Origin of the sequence: Nonomuraea sp. NPDC049400 (assembly GCF_044466425.1) — a bacterium.
Taxonomy (GTDB): Bacteria; Actinomycetota; Actinomycetes; order Streptosporangiales; family Streptosporangiaceae; genus Nonomuraea.
This window is the reverse complement of record NZ_JBITMP010000005.1, coordinates 276,436-293,982: the sequence shown is the minus strand read 5'-3', so window position 1 is coordinate 293,982 and position 17,547 is coordinate 276,436. Positions and strand designations below refer to the sequence as shown.

Below are 17,547 nucleotides of genomic sequence, written 5' to 3'. Positions count from 1 at the left end.
AAAGATGCGGTTTTTCAAGGGGCACGGCACCGAGAACGATTTCGTCATCCTTCCCGATCCCGGCGGAGAGGCAGTCGTGACAGCCTCGCTCGTCGCCAAGATCTGCGACAGGAGAGCCGGCATAGGGGCTGACGGCGTGCTCGTGGTGACGCGCACCAAGGAGAGCCATGAGGTGAGCGAGCATGCCGCCGTGGCCGAGTGGTTCATGGACTACCGCAACGCCGACGGCAGCGTGGCCGAGATGTGCGGCAACGGCATGCGCGTGTTCGCCCGCTACCTGATCGACGCGGGGCTGGAGCACTCCACCGAGTTCGCGGTGGCCACCAGGGGCGGCGTACGCAAGGTGCGCGCCGAGCCGAACGGCGACATCACCGTCGACATGGGCAAGCCCGTCGTGCTGGGCGAGAGCGCGGCGACGGTCGGCGGCCACGAGTACACCGGGTTGCACATCAGCATGGGCAACCCCCACCTCGCCTGCGCCATCGGCGACCCCGTCGTCCAGCTCGACCTCACCCACCAGCCCGGCTTCGACCCCGGCGTCTTCCCCAGCGGCGTCAACATAGAGCTGTTCAACCCCGTCGGCACCAGCCGCGCGGTCATGCGCGTCTACGAGCGCGGCTGCGGCGAGACGCGCTCCTGCGGCACCGGCACGGTGGCCACGGCCGTCGCCGCCGCCGCCCTGTCGGGCGACACCACCGGCACCTGGACGATCGAGGTGCCCGGCGGCACGGTGACCGTCATCCTCGAAGAGGACACGAGCTACCTTTCCGGCCCCGCGGTCATCGTGGCCAGCGGCGAACTGATGCTTGCAGAATGATGTTCTCCTGAGAGATGCTGAGTCCACTTCGCGAACTGAGGGGTGGACCATGGCGGACCCGCGCACCACGGCGGCACAGGTCAAGGCGCCGATCGGCCAGCTCGGCGGCGGATGGATGATCTCCAGGGAGGCCAAGGCCGTCTGCGAGGAGTACGGCCTCGGCCCCCGCGAGTTCTACTTCAGAGGCCGCTGCGGCGTGCTCGGCGAGTGCGACGCCGACGTCGTCACCTCGGTCGCCGTCTTCTTCCCGCCCCAGCACGTCGAGGAGAGCTGGAACGGCGGGCGCAAACTCGCCGCCGAGCGGGCCGTCGAGCTGTACGCCGAGGTGTGCAGGGCCTGGGGCCGGCGCAAGCTCGGCGGCTACGACGGCTGCGCCAGGATCGCCGAGCTGCTCCAGCCGGTCGTCGAGCAGGCGTCGCCCGTCGGCGCACCGCTGTTCGCCGGGTGGCGGGCCGTGCCGCTGGCCGACGATCCGCCCGCCCGGGCCACGCAGCTCATGCATGTCGTACGCGAGCTGCGGGGCGGCCTGCACGCCAACGCGGTGGTCGCGGCGGGACTGCACCCGCTGGCGGCCACGCTCGCGACCAGCCACGACGCGACCCCGTTCGGACAGGCCGCGGGGGAGATGATCGCAAAGTTCTTCCAATGGCCGGAGCCGTACGCCACGCCCGGCCCGGACGTCGTAGCGCGGCGCGCGGCGGTGGAGGAGACGACAGACGACCTGATGGCGCCGGTGTTCTCGGTCCTCGACGACAACGAATCGGACGAGCTGATCGGGCTTCTGCGTTTTGGGCACGGTCGTTGACCTGGCAGACTGGCTGCCCATGGACGTGGACATCTGGGCCTGGGTGGGCGACACCCAGCAGCAGCTTTCTGAGGCGGGCAACGTTGGCCTTGCCATGGCGCTGGGAGACCTTCCCGCACAGGCCTACGAGGGCAGATATCCGCAGCTCGACGTCATGGCGCCGGCCATCGCGCAGCAGGCGGAGGCCCTTGAGCTGCCCTGGCTCGAGTTCTACGCCCGCTACTGGCACCTGATCGGCCGCATCGGCGACCGGGCGCAGGGCGCGGTCGCCGTGGACGACGCGCAGCAGTTGCTGGCGTTCGCCCAGCGCGAAGACGTTCGCGAGTGCCCGGCCGTCCCTGCGGCCGTCGAGGCGCTGGCCGTCACGTGGGCCAACACCGACGGTCCCGGCTACGCGAGCGACCGCCTCGAGACGCTGGGGACGTGGATCGAGGGCCTGAGCCCGGAGAAGCCCGCCTTCACGGGGCTCGTCACGCAATACGTCGCCGCGCTCATCGACGCGGGCACGCCGGACGAGGCCGTGACCTACGCCGAGTCCGCCGTCGAGCGGCTGCGGGTCGCGGGCCGCGAGGCGAGCTGGGAGCTCGGCGCCGAGAGCGCCAGAGCGCTGTTCGCGGCGGGCCGCACGGAGGACGCACTCAACGCGCTGCAGGCCGCGGCCGAGTTCAAGGCGGACGACCCGGTGGCCAAGGAGCACCGCGACGGCGTGCGGCGGGCCCTGATCCTCGCCACGCTCGGCCGCACCGCCGAGGCCGTGGACGCGCTGCCCGACCTCGACGTGGTGGGTGAGCACCCGCGCGTGTTCGTCGAGTGGTCGCAGGCGGTCGCCAAGCTGGCCGGCTCCGCGCAGATCGCCAACACCTGGCAGCTCGGCCGCGTGCTGCGCCAGTGGATGGACTACTTCGGCATGATGGGCGGCTACCGCGCCCGCGTCGAGCTCGCGCTGGTCGCCGGCGACCTGGCCGTCGCCAGGCAGGGCGTGTGGCAGGCCATGCTCCTCGCCGACCTGGCCGAGTCCGGCGCCGCCGAGCTGCGCCGGAGCGAGGGCATCGCCGAGCGGGTGGCCGCGCTGCGGGCCGCCGCCGACGCCGCTGCCGAGCCCGAGGCCCCGGGACCGCTGAGCGAGCTGGTCGGGCTCTTCGACGCCGCCGACGGCTTCAACGCCGACCCGGAGAGGTGGGTGGGCTGGCTCGCCCCGCTGTCCGGCGAGCACCTGGAGGCCACCCGCCGCCACACGACCACCCTCGGCTTCCTCGGCTACCCCGCCACCGGCGCCGACATCTACTGGAAGCTGCTGGTCGACACCGGCGCCATCACCACCGCCGACTCCGACGACGTGGCCTACCTCACCACGCTGCTCGTCGAGGCCCGCCAGGACGAGCGGCTCGAGCAGATGGCCGCGATGCTGCCGCACGCCGCCCAATACCTCGCGCTGGCCAGGCTGCACAGCGCGCGCGAGCGCTGGCAGGAGACGCTCGACGCGGCCGAGCACGCCGTCGCCGCCGGTGCCGGGCTCGACGCCCGCCGCCTGCTGTCCGGCGCGGCTCAGCAGCTCGACGAGAACGCCAGGGCCGCCCAGGTGCTGCTGGAGGTGATCGACGAGCTCGCCGACGAGGACGTCTGGCGCCTGATCGTCATGGCCACCTCGGCGGAGGACTGGGACACCGTACGCAAGGGCGCCGCCAAGATCGGCATGCCGATCAAGTCCCAGGAGGGCCCGATCGAGGAGGAGATGGGCCTCATCAGGGTCATCCTCCCCGCGCCGGACGGCGGCCAGCGCCAGGTGCTGTCGATCCGCACCGGTCCCGCCACCGCCAGGCTGGCCCTGCCGCAGCCGCGCGGCATGGACTACAACGCCGGCGACCTGGTGGTCTTCGACCCGCAGCTGCTGGAGCCGGTCCCCGACGACCCCCAGGAGCAGCAGAACTTCGTGCCGCCGTTCGCCGCGGTGCGCATCCTGAGGCCCGGCGGCTACACCAGCTACTTCTTCGACGGCGCCGCGCCGAGCGAGGAGGACTGGGCGGAGTTCACCGAGGTCATGGCCGAGCGCGGCTGGCCGATGTGGGTCTACAGCGACGAAAACTACACCGTCACCCACCCGACGTCCGGCGAGTCCCTGCCCGGCGTCTTCGGCTGGGTCGCGGTGCCGCCGGACGTGTCGCCGGCCGAGGTCGACGCGCTGCTCGACGACGCCACCGAGCGGTGGGTGCACCCGCTGGCCTGGCTCGACCTGGCCCGCGAGATCGACGTCGAGGTGGAGCGGCACGAGCGGATCGTCAAGGAATACGGCCTCTGACCGATGGCCGCGCCGCGTCCCGTGTCCGGGGTGCGTCGCCTGCGCGCGATGCCCGTCCTGGCACGGGACGTGTCACGCGGCCGTTGCCGCGCCGCGTCCCGTGGGTGGATGCGTCGCCTGTACGCGATGCCCGCCCTGGCATGGGACGTGTCACGCGGCCGTGGACGTGGCGTGCGGTGTGCGTGTCCGTGCGGCTGCGTCCATGGAGCGCCGCGGTGGCGGGACGTGGTGCGGTGGGGTGCGGCGCCCGTGTGCGGCGCCCGGCCCGATGCATGGGACGCCTGCGGCGCGGACGGTGCTCGTGAGTGAGCTCGAAGGCGGGATGTGACGTGCTGGAGCGGTTCGCCCTCGACGGCAAGGTGGCCATCGTCACCGGCGCGTCCGCGGGGCTGGGCGTCGCGTTCGCCCGCGGTCTGGCCGAGGCGGGTGCCGATGTCGTGATCGGCGCCCGGCGCGCCGACCGGCTCGAGGAGACGCGGCGGCTGGTCGAGGAGACCGGCCGCCGGTGCCTGGCCGTGCAGACCGACGTTTCGCGGCCAGAAGACTGCGACGCGCTGATGGCCGCCGCGGTCGAGGCCATGGGCGCGGTCGACGTGCTGATCAACAACGCCGGCATCGGCACCGCCGTGCCCGCGCTGCGCGAGACGCCCGAGGAGTTCCGGCAGGTCATTGACGTCAACCTGCTCGGCACGTACTGGATGGCCCAGGCATGCGCGCGGGTCATGCGCCCCGGCTCGTCCATCGTCAACATCGGCAGCATCCTCGGCGAGACCACGGCCGGGCTGCCGCAGGCCGCCTACAGCGCGTCCAAGGCGGCGGTCATCGGGCTCACGCGGGACCTCGCGCAGCAGTGGACCGGGCGGCGCGGCATCAGGGTCAACTGCCTGGAGCCGGGGTTCTTCCTCTCGGAGATGACCGAGCAGTACAAACCGGGCTACGTGGAAAGCATGGTGGAGTCGAGGGTGGTGATGAAGCGGCCCGGCGACCCCGCCGAGCTGGTGGCCGCGGCGGTCTTCCTGGCAGGCGACGCGGCCTCGTACATCACCGGGGTGACGCTGCCGGTGGACGGCGGGGTGCTGCTCACCTAGCCGCCACGGCTAGGAGCCCGTGCGGGTCACCGGCCGGCCGGACGAGCAGGTGATCTTGAGCTCGACCTCCTCGCCCTCGTCCGGCTCGAACTCCACCTTGGCCTCGCGCGCCGGACCCGGCTCGACCGTGTCCACCGAGTGGTTCTGGGCCGGGCTCCACGAACGCAGCGTGACCAGGTCGCCCGCGCAGGAGGCGATCACCGTGCCACCCGGACTGCGGATCAGCTTGCCCGGCGACGGCGTGGCGGTGCCCGGGGTGAGGGCGGTGGCCGGGCCGGTGGCGCGCTGGGTCGCGGTGCTCAGGGCCGCGCGGACCTCCGCCTGGCTGAGCACGTGGCCGGAGTCACCGGTGAGGCCGGTGCCGAGCAGGGCGAGCACCCCCACGGCCGCGCCGGTGGCGGCGACGGCGGTGGCGGCCCAGGCCAGCACGAGTCTCTTCATCGCCCTCACCTTCCCCCATGTACGGCTAAGGCCAGGTTAAGGCGACGCTAAGGCTGCCCAAGGCATGCTCATCGAGCGTTTACGTTCTTGTATATGGCCGACATCCTGCTCATCGAGGACGACGTGGCGATCCGTACGGCGCTCAGCCGGGGCCTGCGGGACCTGGGGCACGCCGTGTCCTCGTCGCCGACGGCGCTGGAGGGGCTGCGGCTGGCCGTACAGGACCGTCCTGACCTGATCGTGCTCGATCTGGGGCTGCCGGACCTCGACGGGGTGGAGCTGCTGCGGATGTTGCGGGCGGTCAGCCGGGTGCCGGTCATCGTGGCGACCGCCCGCGACGGGGACGCCGAGATGGTGCCGGTGCTGGACGCGGGGGCGGACGACTACGTGGTCAAGCCGTACAGCGCGGCGCAGCTCGACGCGCGCGTCCGGGCCGTGCTGCGGCGGGCCGGAGGCTCGGTCCCCGAGCCGCTGGCCGTCGGGGCGCTGCGGGTGGACCCGCGGGCGCGTACGGCCACGCTCGACGGGGCCGCGCTGGATCTGACGCCGCGCGAGTTCGACGTGCTGCACTATCTCGCCGCGCGGCCCGGTGAGGTGGTGACCAAGCGGGAGCTGCTGACGGAGGTGTGGCAGCTGCCGTACGGGGGCGCGGACAAGACCGTGGACGTGCACCTGTCGTGGCTGCGCAGGAAGCTCGGTGAGACGGCCGCGGAGCCCCGCTACCTGCACACGGTCCGCGGCGTCGGCGTCAAGCTGGTCGAACCGTCATGAGGCACGCGCATGCGGGGGTGCGGTCGTGAGGCGGTGGCTGGCGCTGCTGGTGGCGGCGACGACGTCCCTGATCCTGATCGCGTTGCTGGTGCCGATGGCGCTGCTCATCCGGGCCGTGGCCGAGAACAGCGCGATGGGCAGGGCCACCGCCGCCGCCGAGTCCGTGGCGCTCGCGGTGGGCACGCCCGACCTGGCGCTGGCCGTGGAGCAGGTGTCGCGCCCGGTGACGGTGTTCCTGCCGGACGGGCGCGCGGTGGGCGCGCAGGCGCCCCGCACCGACGCGGTACGCCTGGCCGCCACCGGGCGCAGCGTCACCGCCGCGACCTCCGGCGGCAGGGAGGTGCTCGCCTCCACGCAGTCACCCGGCGGCACGGCCGTGATCAGGGTGTTCGTGCCGGACGCGGAGCTGACGAAGGGGGTGCGCGAGGCGTGGCTGGCCCTGCTCGTGCTCGGGCTCGCCCTGGTGGTGCTGGGTATCGTCCTGGCGGACCGGCTGGCGCTGGCCGTGACCAGGCCGGTGGACGGGCTCGCGCGGGTCTCGCACCGGCTGGCCGGGGGCGATCTCACGGCTCGGGCGGAGCCGGGCGGGCCGCCCGAGGTGCGTTCCGTGGCGCTGGCGCTGAACCATCTGGCGGGGCGGATCGACGAGCTGCTGGCGGCGGAGCGTGAGTCGGTGGCCGACCTGTCACACCGCCTGCGCACCCCTCTGACGGGCCTCAGGCTGGACGCGGAGTCCTTGCGGGACCCGGAGGAGGCGGCGCGCGTACAGGCCCGTGTGGACGCCCTGGAGCGCGCGGTGAGTGCCGTCATCACGGAGGCGCGGCGCCGCTCGGCCGGACGGGACTCGTGCGACGCGGCGACGGTCGTGCGGGAACGGGCGCGGTTCTGGTCGGTGCTGGCCGAGGACCAGCGCCGCGAGATGTCGGTCGCGCTGCCGGACGGGCCGCTGCCGGTCGCGGTGGGCGCCGAGGAGCTCGCGGCCTGCGTGGACGCCCTCCTCGGCAACGTCTTCGCGCACACCCCGGAAGGGGTGTCCATGTCGGTACGGCTCGCGCCCCATCCGTCGGGAGCCGTGCTGGCCGTCGAGGATTCGGGACCCGGCTTCGACCCCGCGCTGCTGGAGCGGGGCAACAGCGGGGGCGGCTCGACCGGCCTCGGGCTGGACATCGCCCGGCGTACCGCCGAGTCCTCGGGCGGCGGGCTGACCGTCTCCACGCCGGCGGGGGGCGGCACGCGTGTGGAGGTGGTCTTAACCGCCGCTTAGCGCGCGGTTACCGGGCATCGCGATTTGGTGGAGTCATGCAGATCACGAAGAAGTTCATCGTCGCAGGTGCCGGGATCGTCACGCTGGTCGCGGGCGGGGGCGCAGCCTTCGCCGCCACCGCCGTCACGGCCGGCGCTCCGAAGGTCACGGCGGAACAGGCCATCAAGATCGCGCACGAGGCGGTGCCCGGGGCCTGGGTCAGCGAGGTCGACCACGACCGCAGGGGCACGCGGCCCGACGTGTGGGAGATCCAGTTGACGAAGGGCTCGCAGCGGCACGAGGTGGACGTGGACGCGGCCACCGGCAAGGTCACCAAGCACGAGACGGGCCAGGACGACCACGGCGGCCAGGACGACCACGGCCACGACGACGACTGATCCCCGCTGATCCCCGCGCCGACCGGCCCACCGCACGCAGCGGTGGGCCGTCGCCGTGTTCGGGCGGCAGAGGCACCCAGGTCGCCGCGCCCGGCGCGTCAGCGGGTCATCTTCATGACCACGGGCCGATGGTCGGACAGGGTGCTCGACAGGACGGCGCCGCTCGTCGTGGTGACGCCCCTCGTGTAGATGTAGTCGATGCGGGCGTCGCCGAGTGTCGGCTTGTTGGCGTACCTGGCGCCGGTGTCCACCCAGCCCGCGCTCACGAACTCCTTCGACAGCGCGTCCGTGGGCAGGGCGTTGAAGTCGCCGGTGAGGATCAGCCCCGATCGGGAGCCGAAGTAGTCGCGTACCTTGTCCGCCTGGGCCTCGCGGCGGGCCACCGAGGTGGCCGACAGGCCGGGGGACAGGTGGGTGGTGAAGACGGTGATCGTCGAGCCGCCGCCGAGGTCGAGCTTGACGCCGGCCATGGAGCGGTTGACGGGACAGGTCGCGAAGTCGGTGAGCGGGATCGTCACACGTTCGAGGATCCTGAACGAGGACAGGATCGCGTTGCCCGCCGCGCCGGGCTGCGGGTCGTCGCAGGGACCTGGATTGTCGCCCGCGCCGAAGTGGGCGTTGGCGGTGATGTCCCAGCCGAGCTCGTCGGCCAGCTGCCTGACCTGGTCGGCGGAGGGCTTGCGGTGGATCTCCTGCACCGTGACGATGTTCGCGCCGCTGCCGCGGATGACTGCGGCGACGGCCTTCACGTCGGCGGTGTCCCCAGCGATGTTCCAGTCGAGGACCACGAGGTTGGTCGTCGCCTTGGCCGTGGCGGGCACGGCGGTGGCGGCGAGCGTGGCCATCATGGCCAGCAGCACACTGATCCGGCTTGATACTCGCATGGCCGGATCTTCACTGATCACCTGACCGGGATCAACAGTCCGCGAGGATGGTCTCCATGGCGTCCTTCTCCGCCGACGTCACCCAGACCGCGTACTTCGCCTTCACCTCGATCTGGCGGGCGATGTAGGCGCACCGGTACGCCTTGCGCGGCGGCAGCCAGGTGGCCGCGTCGGAGTCGCTCTTCTGGCCGTTCAGCGGGCCGTCCACGGCCAGGAGGTTCAGCGGGTCGTTGGCGAACTGCTTGCGCTTGTCCGCCGACCACTGCTGCGCGCCCTTCTGCCAGGCGTCCGACAGCGGTATCAGGTGGTCGATCTGCACGTCCGCGCTGGTGTCCTGGCCGCGCCTGAAGTTGATCGTCTTGCCGCTGTACGGGTCGTGCAGCGTGCCGCTCAGCACGATGCAGTCGTGCGTGCCGGCCTTGAACTTCTCGTCCACCAGGTCGCGCTTGAGTATGTCGTTACGGGTGTCGCACCCGTTGTGGTCCACGTCCGACCAGGCGGGGCCGAACTTGTCGCGGTCGAACCCGGTCTTCGGCGCGCGCCCCTTCACCGACAGCCTGGCCAGCTTCTTGCGGGCGTCCGAGACCGAGGCCGAGTCCGGCTTGGAGGTCTTGCCGGAACCGCCCGTGGACCGCGCCTCCAGACCGCCGCAGCCCGCCAGCACCGCAACCGTGGCCGCACCGGCCATGAGCACCCGAACCCGTCGTCCCACGCCATCCCCCAGACTTGTCCGAGTTTTCGTAAAGTCTAGGTCAAGTGCCCATAAACAGGCTTAGTACGTGTCGCGGCCGCGCCGCTCGAGGATCACCGAGGTCCTGAAAGCCCCACGCATCCTCGAACAAGCATGAGTACTCTGAACGCGGATCATGGCATGTCAAAGAGAGGCGAGATGGCGCAGCGGCGCTTACTGGAGGGACTCGGCGTCACCGTCACCGAGGAGACCGCCTACCGCGCGCTCCTCCGGCACGGCCCGGCCACGCTGAGCGAGCTCGCCGCCGAGACCGGCTCGTCGGCCGCCGCCATCCGCCGCATGCTGCCCAGACTGGAGGATCTCGGCCTGATCTCCCGGGTGGCGGGCCGCCCGCTGCGGCTGATCGCCACGCCCCCGAACATCGCCATCGACATCCTCGTCGCGCGCCGCCAGGAGGAGATCACGCACAGCCGGGCCGCCGCCGCGCTGCTGGCCACCGAGGTCGCCGAGCGCAACGGGCCGCACCCGGAGGAGGTGCTCGAGGTGGTGAGCGGGCGCGACGCCGTGGCCCGCCGCTATCTCCAGATGGAACGCAACGCCACGCGGGAGATGCTGGTCCTGGTGCATCCGCCGTACGCCGTGGACGTCAGCGACGACCGGGAGAATCGCCGGCGCGCGGCCCGCCAGGGGGCGCCCACCCGCGGGATCTACGGCCCTCAGGCGTTCGAGCACCCGGGCATGCTGGCCCACACGCGCCGCGCCATCGCCGACGGCGAGCAGGCCAGGCTCGGGCAGGTGCCGGTCAAGCTGGCCATCGCCGATGCCCGCACCGCCATCCTGCCCCTGGTGTCCGACGAGGACAGGGCCGTGGAGAGCGCGCTGGTGGTGCACCCGTCCGCGCTGCTCGACGCCCTGGTCGGGCTGTTCGAGACGCTGTGGCGCACCGCCGTGCCGCTCCGCCTGACCGCCGAGGACACGCTGGAGCACGAGATGTGGCCGCAGCCCCCCGACGCGGAGGTGCTGGCGCTGCTGGCGGCCGGCATGAAGGACGACGCCATCGCCCGGCAGCTGGGGCTCTCGCCGCGCACGGTGCAGCGGCGCGTGCAGGTGCTGTCCGAACGCCTGGGCGCCAGGACCCGCTTCCACGCGGGCTTCCTCGCCGCCCAGCAGCACCTGCTGGAGTGATCATGCTTCGGCGGCGAGTGCCTCCTTCGTCAGCTCTGCCTGGTGCCGGATCTGCCCCATGATGATGGGGTTCACCCCCTTGGCCTGGAACGTGGCGACCATCTGGTCCATCACCGCGTTCGCCCGCCGGCGGTCGCCCTGCCGCGCCTCGGCCCTGGCCAGGCGGCGCATCACCATGTTCAGGGTGATGTTGTCGATGCTCGCGTCCCTGGCGACCCGGGTGAGGTGCTCGATGCCCTGCTTGGGGTCCGGCGGCCGGACGCGCAGCCGCTTGCCCGCCGTCAGCGCCTTGAACTCGCGCTCCGCGTTCAGCCCCTTGACCATGCGGGCGTAGACGGCCAGCGGGTGGGTGCCGTACCGGTCGATGACCTCGTCCAGCGCCAGGTTCCCCGAGCGCAACCTGGGCGAGTCGGAGCCGAGCAGCGAGAACAGCCGGCCCTGCTCCTCGCCCAGCATCAGCTCGGCCACCTGGTGGTCGTCGCGGCTGACCGGGAAGCGCACCCTGACCAGGCACGCGGGGGAGACGATGCGCGAGCCGTCGGCGGCGATGTACTGGGCCCGGACGTGGTACTCGCCGGGCTGCTGGAAGTAGTGGCCGTCGCGGCCGTGGCCGATGTACGCGCTCCGGTACATGGCCGGATTGCCCGCGTCCAGCCGGATCTCCGGCGAGGAGTCCACGCAGTGCCGCATCATCGGCCGGTACAGCACGGTCCTGCCGCCCGGCTGCGTGATCGACACCTGCGTGAACTCGGTGTCGGGGTGCAGGTGGCCGTGCGTCGTGCGGGGCTCGCCGGCGCAGGAGAGCTTGAGCTCGACCACCACGGGCTCGCCCAGCTCGAACGACTCCTTGGCACGCAGCTCCAGCCGCAGCCCTGAACGGTCCTCGACCGGCTGCTCGAACGGCGCGATCTCGGCGGCACCGGTGCCGAACGCGTTCGCGCCCATGGCGACGTCGCGGTAGAAGCCGTGCCGCAGGTGGACCAGCTCCGCGTCCGTGAACTGGAAGGGGAAGGCCGCCCAGTAGCCCTGTTCCCCGCCGGGGAGGTAGTTCTGGACGTAGTTCATCCACGACAGATCGCCGAAGCCGCCTTGTGGGCCCAAGGGCTGGGGCGGGGTGCCGAGGTTCTTCTGCCAGGAGTGCAGCAGGTTGAAGGCGTGCCCGAGCTCGTGCACGTACGTACGTAACTGCGCCCGTCGAGTCTGCGGCGTCGTCCCCTTGATCGCGTCGTAGAACACCGCGGCTCCCTGCCGCTGGTGCGCGTCGTTGTAGTCGAACATGATCCCCCGGAAGCCGCCCACGTGCTTGCTCGCCACCAGCAGCCACATCCGCCAGGCCGGCGCGTCGCCGAACGCGCTGAACTGCTGGGTCATCGCGTGATGCAGCTCGGCGTCGTCCCACGCCAGGTCCGCGCCGGACCCGTCGACCGGGATGACGCCCGGCTGCGCGAGGGTCAGCTCGATGCCCGCCTCCGCGTACGCGGCGCTCACGCTCAGCTCCCTGGCCGGCGAGCCGCTCGGCCCGGGCAGCGTGCCGGTGTGGTACGACGCGAACGGCACGGTCCCGATGACGGAGTCCTGCTCGAGCAGCACGCTGCGGAAGTACGGCGAGGCGAAGGCCACCTGGTACGTGCGCCCCGCGACCGCGGCCGTCCCCGACCCGTCCGCGATCGTGACGCTCACGTCCTTCACCGGGGTCTCGAACGTGAAGACCCCGCGGCCCTGGACCCGTGCTTCGTCACCCGCGGCGTGCACGGTGGGGGCGTTGACCACGAACGAGCCGACGTAGGAGGTCGTCGCGCCCGCCACGGTGAACAGGTCACCGCTCACCCGCCCGGTGGGCCTGGCCCCGTCGACGTCGACGCGGAGCGCCAGCTGCGAGTCGCCGTCCTGTCCCTGGTAAAGCCCGCTGATCATGGGAGCTCCCTCGCTTGGGCCTACACGAGGGAACATTTCTCCGACAGCGGGCGGCTGTCAACGCGATCCGCGAACTTGGAGCGCCCCGAGCAGCTCCTCCGACGCCTTCGTGATCGTCTCGACGGCCCGGTCGAACGCCTCCGCGTTGTGCGCGGCGGGCGCGCGGAAGCCGGAGATCTTCCTGACGTACTGCAGCGCCGCCGCCCGCACGTCCTCCTCGGTCACGCTCTCGGTGTACGGGGGCCGGAGCGTCTTGATGCTTCTACACATGCCCTAACGGTAATAGCCGATCCGCCGGCTTATCTCCCGTGAATACTTCATGGTTCTTCAGCGCGCGCCGACGTCAGGGCCCGGCCGCTGGGCTGAGCTCGTTGCCGAAGCCGACGGCGATCTTGCGCATGCCCTCGGCCAGGTCGTCGCGGTCGAGCGCGTCGATGCGCTCGGCGGGCCCGGAGACCGACATCGCGGCCACCACCCGGTCGCCGTCCCACACGGGCACGGCCAGGCAGTGCACGCCGAGCTCCTCCTCGCCCAGGTCCATGGCGTGACCCCGCGCTCTGACGCGATCGAGCTCGGCCAGCATGGCGGCCATGTCGGTGATCGTGTTCGGGGTGCGGCGCGGCATGCCGGTGCGCTCGAAGACGGCGACCGCCTCGGCGGCGGGCCGTCCGGCCAGCAGCACCTTGCCCACGGCGGTGCTGTGCGGCAGCACCCGCCTGCCTACTTCGGCGAACATGCGCAGCCTGCGCGGTGAGAGCACCTGCGCCACGTAGACGACGAAGTCGCCTTCGAGCACGGCCAGGTTCGCGGTCTCGCCCGACAGCTCGACCATCTTCGTCAGGTACGGCTGCGCCCACACGCCGACCATGCCCTCGGCGATGCCGCCCAGGCGCACGAGGCCGCCGCCCAGGGCGTACCTCTTGTCGGATTCCTGCCGCACGTAGCCGCGGGCGAGCAGGGTGCGCAGCAGCCGGTGGATGGTCCCGTACGGCAGCCCGGTCCTGGCGGCGATCTCCGACAGCCCCGCCTCGCCCCCGTGCTCGGCCAGCGCCTCCAGCACGTCGAGCGCCCGCTCCACTGACTGCACACTCATAGGGCGACCCCGCGCAGCGAGGCGTCGAGCACCTCGGCCGTGTGGGCCACCCTGATCCGCGCGCCGGCGCGCCGCATGGCCGAGGCGATCTGCATGGTGCAGCCGGGGTTGGCCGAGACCAGCAGCTCGGCGCCGGTCGTGGCCACCGCCGCGGCCTTCCTGTCGCCGAGGTCGCGGGCGGCCTCCGGCTGGAAGATGTTGTACGTGCCCGCGGAGCCGCAGCAGATGGCCGACTCGGGGATCTCGCGGATCTCCAGGCCGGGGATGCCGCTCAGCAGCTCGCGCGGCTGGGCGCGCACCCCTTGGGCGTGGGCCAGGTGGCAGGCGTCGTGGTAGGCGACGGTGAGCGGCAGCGGGTGCCGTTTGGCCACGGGCCCCAGCTCGGCGAGGTACTCCGACAGATCGACCACCCTGAACCCGGGCTCGCGCCCGAGCAGTTCGGCGTACTCCTTCATCGACGAGCCGCAGCCGGCCGCGTTCACCACGACGGTGTCCACCCCGGCCTTCTCGAACGTCCGCACCGTCCTGCGCGCCAGCCGTCTGGCCTGGTCGTCGCGGCCCGAATGCACGCTGAGCGCGCCGCAGCAGCCCTGGCCGCGGGGGATGACCACGTCGCAGCCCTCCAGCGAGAGCACCCGCGCGGTGGCCGCGTTCACCTGCGGGAAGAACTCGCCCTGCACGCAGCCGGTGAGCATGCCCACCACGGCCCTGCGCTCGCCCCTCGCTCTCACGACGCGCGGCATGCGCTGCCGGCGCTCCACGCGCGGCGCGAGCGCGGCCATGGCGCCGAGGCTGGGGTTCGCCCTGGTGAGGACGGGCGCCATGCGCTCGGCCAGCCACATCGCCGGGCGCAGCAGCCGGAGCCTGCGCGGGTAGGGGAACAGGCTGAACACGATGCCGCGTACGGCCCGCTCCTGCGGATCGCGGACGTGCCGCCGCTCCACCTCGGCCCTGGTCTGTTCGATCAGGCGGTCGTACTGGACCCCGGAAGGGCAGGCCGTGACGCACGCCATGCACCCCAGGCAGGCGTCGAAGTGCCCGGCCATCTCCGGCGTGATCGGGGTGCCCTCGACGTGCTGCTTCATCAGGTGGATCCGCCCGCGCGGCGAGTCCATCTCCTCGCCCCACAACACGTACGTCGGGCACGTCGGCAGGCAGAACCCGCAGTGCACGCAGTCGTTGATCAGCTCGGGGTCTGCGCCCATGGTCGCGCTCCCTCGGTCCTCCGTTGGCATAGGGCTGGACGCCCTCGCTCTCTCCGGCCCGGCTCGCCGCTCCACATCAAATCCCTCCCAGGAACCGGCCGGGAGACATCCTGCGCCCGGGATCGAAGCGTTCCTTGACCCGCCGCATCAACGGCAGTGCGCTCACCTGCCCCCACCTGTCGACGCCCTCGTACGGCGCGGCCAGCACGCTCACGCGCCCGCCCAGCGCCTCGATCCGCGCCCGCAGCCGGGCGACGACGGCCGCCAGCTCCTCCTCCGGGATGTCGCCCCAGCTCTCCAGGTACGCCCGCCCCGAGGCGGCGGACCCGCGGAAGGAGAACCGGGCGTCCGCGGCGGCGGCCAGCGCCTCCACCGTGTGCGCGGGCGGGAAGCGCGCCTCGAGAAGCAGGTCGTCCCTGAGTATCAGCCCCCACCACTCCGGCGCCTCGGCCGTGACCGTGCCGTCTCCGAGCACCTCGCGCAGCGCCAGCGCCCGCGCCTCGGCCGCCGAGCCCTCCACCAGCACCGCGACCGTCGTGTTCTTGCCGTCAGGGCAGTCGATCTCCACGGCGGACGGCTCCGCCTGGGAGGCGGCCAGGCGCAGCAGCACGTCATTGGAGGGCCCAGAAGACTGTCCGCCGCTCGCGACGAGCCAGCGGCGGTCCGCGGGCAGCGGGTGCAGCCGGAACGTGGCCTCCGCGATCACGCCGAGCGTGCCCTGCGAGCCGGTGAAGAGCTTGCCGAGGTCGTAGCCCGCGACGTTCTTGACCACTTTGCCGCCGGACTTCGCGATCGTCCCGTCGGGCAGCACGACCGTGATGCCGATGAGCAGGTCGCGGGCGGTGCCGTAGCGGAAGGCGCGCGGGCCCGCCGTCGCGGTGGCGAGCGTGCCGCCGACCGTCGTGTGCTCTGTGAACGGCGGGTCGAGCGCGAGCTCCTGGCCCTTGTCCGCGAGCGCGGCGGTCAGGGCGTCCATGGTCAGCCCGGCCTGCGTGCGCACCACGAGGTCGCCCGCGGCGTGCTCGAGTACGGCGTTCATGCAACACATGTCGAGCAGGACGTCGCACCGCACGGGCGGCGGCCCCCAGTGCAGCTTCGTGCCGCCGCCCGCGGGCACGACCGCGAGGTCCTGCTCGGCGCAGGCGCGCAGCACGGCCGAGACCTCCTCGACGGTCTCGGGCAGCGCGACCCAGCGGGGCAGCACGCCGTTGACGGCGTCGTCCGCGTCCGCCTGCCTGACGGCCACCCCACTGTCGATCGGCATCAAAACTGCTCCGCCTTCCCCGACTCCACCAGCGGATGCACGCCCTTGCGCACTCCCGGAACCTCGCCGCACAGGCGCGGGGTGGGGAACACCTTGCCCGGGTTCGACAGGCCCTGGGGGTCGAACGCGCACCGGACGAGCTGCATGGTGTCCAGGTCGTCCGCGCTGAACATCTTCGGCATGTAACGCGACTTGTCCACCCCGACCCCGTGCTCGCCCGTGATCGAGCCGCCGTTCTCGATGCACAGGTCGAGGATCGCGCCGGAGACCACCTCGGCCCGCTCGCCGGCCCCCGGCTCCGCGTCGTCGAACAGCACGAGCGGGTGCAGGTTGCCGTCTCCGGCGTGGAAGACGTTGGCCACTCTGATGCCGTGCTCCTGGGAGAGCCGGTCGATGGCGGCCAGCACGCCGGGCAGCGACGTGCGCGGCACGACCCCGTCCTGCACGATGTAGGCCGGGCTGATGCGCCCGACGGCGGCGAACGCCGACTTGCGGCCCTTCCAGATCGCCGCCCGCTCGGCCGGGTCGGCGGCCACCCGCAGCTCGAACGCGCCCGAGCAGATCTCCGTGAGCTGCGCGAACTGCCGCTCCACCTCGGCGCGCGGCCCGTCCAGCTCCACGATCAGCACGGCGCCCGCGCCCTCCGGGTAGCGGCAGGCCACGGCTGCCTCTGCCGCCTCGATGGCGAGCGCGTCCATCATCTCGATGGCGGCGGGCACGATGCCGGCTCCGATGATCGCGGAGACCGCCTGCCCGCCCTGCTCGATGCTCTCGAACGCGGCCAGCACCGTGGTGACGGCCTCGGGCGCGCGGCTCAGGCGTACCGTGATCTTGGTGGCGATGCCCAGCGTGCCCTCCGAGCCGACGAACGCGCCCAGCAGGTCGTAGCCGGGGTCCATGCGGTCGAGCGTGACCAGGTCGCCGTCGGGCGTGACGATCTCGCAGGCCTCGACGTGGTTGACCGTGAAGCCGTACTTGAGGCAGTGGGCGCCGCCGGAGTTCTCCGCGACGTTGCCGCCGATCGAGCAGACCTGCTGGCTGGAGGGGTCGGGCGCGTAGTAGTAGCCGCGCTCGCGCACGGCCTCGGTGATGGCCAGGTTCGTGACGCCGGGCTCGACGACCGCCCTGCGGTTCGCCAGGTCGATCTCCAGAATCCTGCGCATCTTGGAGGTGACGATGAGCACGCCGTCCTCGCGGGGGAGCGCGCCCCCCGACAGACCGGTGCCCGAGCCCCTGGCCACGAAGGGCACGCCGAAGTCATTGCAGAGCCGTACGACCCGGGCGACCTGCTCGGCGGTGTCGGGCAGCACGACCACGCCGGGCGTCGCCCGGTGGTAGGTGAGGCCGTCGCACTCGTACGTGCGCAGGCGTACCGGATCGGTGATCACCGAGTCGTGGGGCAGCAGCGAGCGCAGGGCGGCCGTCAGCGTTTCCAGCACCGATCCCCCCTAA

17 protein-coding genes are annotated in these 17,547 nt (G+C 72.2%); 8 read left to right on the top strand and 9 right to left on the bottom strand.

Annotated features, from left to right (window positions below):
• The first annotated feature begins 4 nt into the window (after positions 1–4).
• From dapF to ACIBVN_RS09460, 4 genes are all read left to right on the top strand, one after another.
• Positions 5–817: a diaminopimelate epimerase gene (gene dapF, locus ACIBVN_RS09475; RefSeq protein WP_397134430.1), complete on the top strand. Its 813-nt coding sequence runs from the start codon at positions 5–7 to the stop codon at positions 815–817.
• 49 nt (positions 818–866) lie between these two features.
• Positions 867–1,622 carry a hypothetical protein gene (locus ACIBVN_RS09470; RefSeq protein WP_397134428.1) on the top strand — a complete coding sequence of 252 codons (756 nt, stop codon included), beginning with the start codon at positions 867–869 and terminating at the stop codon, positions 1,620–1,622.
• Between the two features lie 19 nt (positions 1,623–1,641).
• A complete protein-coding gene (locus ACIBVN_RS09465) occupies positions 1,642–3,918 on the top strand; it encodes a tetratricopeptide repeat protein (RefSeq protein WP_397134426.1) in 2,277 nt (758 codons plus the stop codon).
• Between the two features lie 305 nt (positions 3,919–4,223).
• Positions 4,224–5,006, top strand: coding sequence for an SDR family NAD(P)-dependent oxidoreductase (locus tag ACIBVN_RS09460; protein ID WP_397134424.1), 783 nt, complete (start codon positions 4,224–4,226; stop codon positions 5,004–5,006).
• Between the two features lie 9 nt (positions 5,007–5,015).
• On the opposite strand, the gene ACIBVN_RS09455 is transcribed toward ACIBVN_RS09460, so the two are convergent.
• Positions 5,016–5,447 (bottom strand): hypothetical protein, encoded by a 432-nt coding sequence (locus tag ACIBVN_RS09455; protein WP_397134422.1) that lies wholly within the window; start codon positions 5,445–5,447, stop codon positions 5,016–5,018.
• A 93-nt stretch (positions 5,448–5,540) separates the two neighbouring features.
• Between ACIBVN_RS09455 and ACIBVN_RS09450 the strand changes: the two genes are divergently transcribed.
• Genes ACIBVN_RS09450 through ACIBVN_RS09440 form a run of 3 tightly spaced genes read left to right on the top strand, consistent with a single transcriptional unit; the run spans position 5,541 to position 7,859 of the window.
• On the top strand, positions 5,541–6,218 hold the full coding sequence (locus tag ACIBVN_RS09450) for a response regulator transcription factor (RefSeq protein WP_397134420.1): 678 nt from the start codon (positions 5,541–5,543) through the stop codon (positions 6,216–6,218).
• 25 nt (positions 6,219–6,243) lie between these two features.
• Positions 6,244–7,482, top strand: coding sequence for an ATP-binding protein (locus tag ACIBVN_RS09445; protein WP_397134418.1), 1,239 nt, complete (start codon positions 6,244–6,246; stop codon positions 7,480–7,482).
• Between the two features lie 35 nt (positions 7,483–7,517).
• Complete coding sequence (locus ACIBVN_RS09440) at positions 7,518–7,859, top strand: PepSY domain-containing protein (RefSeq protein WP_397134416.1); 342 nt, start codon at positions 7,518–7,520, stop codon at positions 7,857–7,859.
• 98 nt (positions 7,860–7,957) lie between these two features.
• Here the strand turns inward: ACIBVN_RS09440 and ACIBVN_RS09435 are convergent, their stop codons facing one another.
• Both ACIBVN_RS09435 and ACIBVN_RS09430 read right to left on the bottom strand, forming a co-directional pair.
• A complete protein-coding gene (locus ACIBVN_RS09435) occupies positions 7,958–8,743 on the bottom strand; it encodes an endonuclease/exonuclease/phosphatase family protein (RefSeq protein WP_397134414.1) in 786 nt (261 codons plus the stop codon).
• A 31-nt stretch (positions 8,744–8,774) separates the two neighbouring features.
• The gene (locus tag ACIBVN_RS09430; protein ID WP_397134412.1) at positions 8,775–9,455 is read right to left on the bottom strand and encodes an HNH endonuclease family protein; all 681 of its coding nucleotides are present in this window, start codon (positions 9,453–9,455) and stop codon (positions 8,775–8,777) included.
• Positions 9,456–9,614: 159 nt separating this feature from the next.
• On the opposite strand from ACIBVN_RS09430, the gene ACIBVN_RS09425 reads away from it, so the two are divergent.
• Complete coding sequence (locus ACIBVN_RS09425; RefSeq protein ID WP_397134410.1) at positions 9,615–10,619, top strand: helix-turn-helix domain-containing protein; 1,005 nt, start codon at positions 9,615–9,617, stop codon at positions 10,617–10,619.
• Here ACIBVN_RS09425 and ACIBVN_RS09420 read toward each other — a convergent pair whose 3' ends face one another.
• The 6 genes from ACIBVN_RS09420 to ACIBVN_RS09395 all read right to left on the bottom strand — a co-directional run bounded on the left by ACIBVN_RS09420 (position 10,620) and on the right by ACIBVN_RS09395 (position 17,531).
• Entirely contained in the window at positions 10,620–12,533 is a 1,914-nt protein-coding gene (locus ACIBVN_RS09420; RefSeq protein WP_397134408.1) for a hypothetical protein, read from the bottom strand.
• Between the two features lie 57 nt (positions 12,534–12,590).
• Positions 12,591–12,803, bottom strand: coding sequence for a DUF2277 domain-containing protein (locus tag ACIBVN_RS09415; protein ID WP_349457077.1), 213 nt, complete (start codon positions 12,801–12,803; stop codon positions 12,591–12,593).
• A gap of 73 nt (positions 12,804–12,876) precedes the next feature.
• Positions 12,877–13,626 (bottom strand): IclR family transcriptional regulator, encoded by a 750-nt coding sequence (locus ACIBVN_RS09410; protein WP_397134406.1) that lies wholly within the window; start codon positions 13,624–13,626, stop codon positions 12,877–12,879.
• Positions 13,623–14,831 carry a (Fe-S)-binding protein gene (locus ACIBVN_RS09405; RefSeq protein WP_397134404.1) on the bottom strand — a complete coding sequence of 403 codons (1,209 nt, stop codon included), beginning with the start codon at positions 14,829–14,831 and terminating at the stop codon, positions 13,623–13,625. The genes ACIBVN_RS09410 and ACIBVN_RS09405 overlap by 4 nt, the downstream gene beginning before the upstream one ends.
• 76 nt (positions 14,832–14,907) lie before the next feature.
• On the bottom strand, positions 14,908–16,095 hold the full coding sequence (locus ACIBVN_RS09400; protein WP_397134401.1) for an FAD-binding oxidoreductase: 1,188 nt from the start codon (positions 16,093–16,095) through the stop codon (positions 14,908–14,910).
• The gene (locus ACIBVN_RS09395; RefSeq protein WP_397134627.1) at positions 16,095–17,531 is read right to left on the bottom strand and encodes an FAD-linked oxidase C-terminal domain-containing protein; all 1,437 of its coding nucleotides are present in this window, start codon (positions 17,529–17,531) and stop codon (positions 16,095–16,097) included. Before ACIBVN_RS09395 ends, ACIBVN_RS09400 begins: the two co-directional genes overlap by 1 nt.
• Positions 17,532–17,547: the final 16 nt, after the last annotated feature.

Excerpts from the sequence above, each read along its gene's own strand:
- dapF (WP_397134430.1), top strand. The coding sequence starts at position 5 with ATGCGGTTTTTCAAGGGGCACGGCACCGAGAACGATTTCGTCATCCTT.
- ACIBVN_RS09470 (WP_397134428.1), top strand. The coding sequence starts at position 867 with ATGGCGGACCCGCGCACCACGGCGGCACAGGTCAAGGCGCCGATCGGC.
- ACIBVN_RS09465 (WP_397134426.1), top strand. The coding sequence starts at position 1,642 with ATGGACGTGGACATCTGGGCCTGGGTGGGCGACACCCAGCAGCAGCTT.
- ACIBVN_RS09455 (WP_397134422.1), bottom strand. The coding sequence starts at position 5,447 with ATGAAGAGACTCGTGCTGGCCTGGGCCGCCACCGCCGTCGCCGCCACC.
- ACIBVN_RS09450 (WP_397134420.1), top strand. The coding sequence starts at position 5,541 with ATGGCCGACATCCTGCTCATCGAGGACGACGTGGCGATCCGTACGGCG.
- ACIBVN_RS09440 (WP_397134416.1), top strand. The coding sequence starts at position 7,518 with ATGCAGATCACGAAGAAGTTCATCGTCGCAGGTGCCGGGATCGTCACG.
- ACIBVN_RS09435 (WP_397134414.1), bottom strand. The coding sequence starts at position 8,743 with ATGCGAGTATCAAGCCGGATCAGTGTGCTGCTGGCCATGATGGCCACG.
- ACIBVN_RS09425 (WP_397134410.1), top strand. The coding sequence starts at position 9,615 with ATGTCAAAGAGAGGCGAGATGGCGCAGCGGCGCTTACTGGAGGGACTC.
- ACIBVN_RS09420 (WP_397134408.1), bottom strand. The coding sequence starts at position 12,533 with ATGATCAGCGGGCTTTACCAGGGACAGGACGGCGACTCGCAGCTGGCG.
- ACIBVN_RS09415 (WP_349457077.1), bottom strand. The coding sequence starts at position 12,803 with ATGTGTAGAAGCATCAAGACGCTCCGGCCCCCGTACACCGAGAGCGTG.
- ACIBVN_RS09410 (WP_397134406.1), bottom strand. The coding sequence starts at position 13,626 with ATGAGTGTGCAGTCAGTGGAGCGGGCGCTCGACGTGCTGGAGGCGCTG.
- ACIBVN_RS09405 (WP_397134404.1), bottom strand. The coding sequence starts at position 14,831 with ATGGGCGCAGACCCCGAGCTGATCAACGACTGCGTGCACTGCGGGTTC.
- ACIBVN_RS09400 (WP_397134401.1), bottom strand. The coding sequence starts at position 16,095 with ATGCCGATCGACAGTGGGGTGGCCGTCAGGCAGGCGGACGCGGACGAC.